This is a genomic window from Paraburkholderia ribeironis (assembly GCF_900019265.1).
In the GTDB taxonomy this organism is placed as follows: domain Bacteria; phylum Pseudomonadota; class Gammaproteobacteria; order Burkholderiales; family Burkholderiaceae; genus Paraburkholderia; species Paraburkholderia ribeironis.
In genome coordinates this window covers 1-610 of sequence record NZ_CYGX02000185.1, presented here as the reverse complement: position 1 = coordinate 610, position 610 = coordinate 1, and the positions used below count along the sequence as shown (strand labels likewise).

At 54.6% G+C, this 610-nt stretch carries 1 protein-coding gene and 3 tRNA genes; all 4 read left to right on the top strand.

Features of this window, described 5'->3' with window-relative positions; genetic code table 11:
• The first annotated feature begins 118 nt into the window (after nt 1-118).
• Nucleotides 119-204: transfer RNA gene (locus BN2475_RS33040), tRNA-Tyr, on the top strand.
• A 41-nt stretch (nt 205-245) separates the two neighbouring features.
• A tRNA-Gly gene (locus BN2475_RS33035) sits at nt 246-319 on the top strand.
• A gap of 16 nt (nt 320-335) precedes the next feature.
• Nucleotides 336-410, top strand: a tRNA-Thr gene (locus tag BN2475_RS33030).
• Between the two features lie 62 nt (nt 411-472).
• Nucleotides 473-610: GTP-binding protein (locus BN2475_RS33025; protein ID WP_245841779.1), on the top strand; the 138-nt coding region annotated here is incomplete at its 3' end.

Below are 610 nucleotides of genomic sequence, written 5' to 3'. Positions count from 1 at the left end.
GGGTTTCTGCGTTTACGGAAGCACTGAAATCACTATATAAGTGAGAGCTTTGGGTTCGGAACGGTCAAGCAAGTCTTGACAAAGAGCGGTTGTTCCCCCATAATCATCAGTTCTCTGCGGAGGGGTGCCCGAGTGGCTAAAGGGGGCAGACTGTAAATCTGTTGGCTTATGCCTACGTTGGTTCGAATCCAACCTCCTCCACCAGAATGCAGGCTGTAGCAGTTGTTGGGAATCCATGAATCCTTGCGGGTGTAGCTCAATGGTAGAGCAGAAGCCTTCCAAGCTTACGACGAGGGTTCGATTCCCTTCACCCGCTCCAGCAACACAGAAGTAGCGCCCATGTGGCTCAGTGGTAGAGCACTCCCTTGGTAAGGGAGAGGTCGGCAGTTCGATCCTGCCCATGGGCACCAGAAGTAATCGGTGATTGTTTGCGCCCGGCGCAACGTACGGAAAATCCTCTTAGGAGTCGAAAATGGCCAAGGGTAAGTTTGAGCGGACCAAGCCGCACGTGAACGTCGGCACGATCGGTCACGTTGACCACGGCAAGACCACGCTGACGGCAGCGATCACGACGGTTCTGACGCAGAAGTTTGGCGGCGAAGCGAAGGCA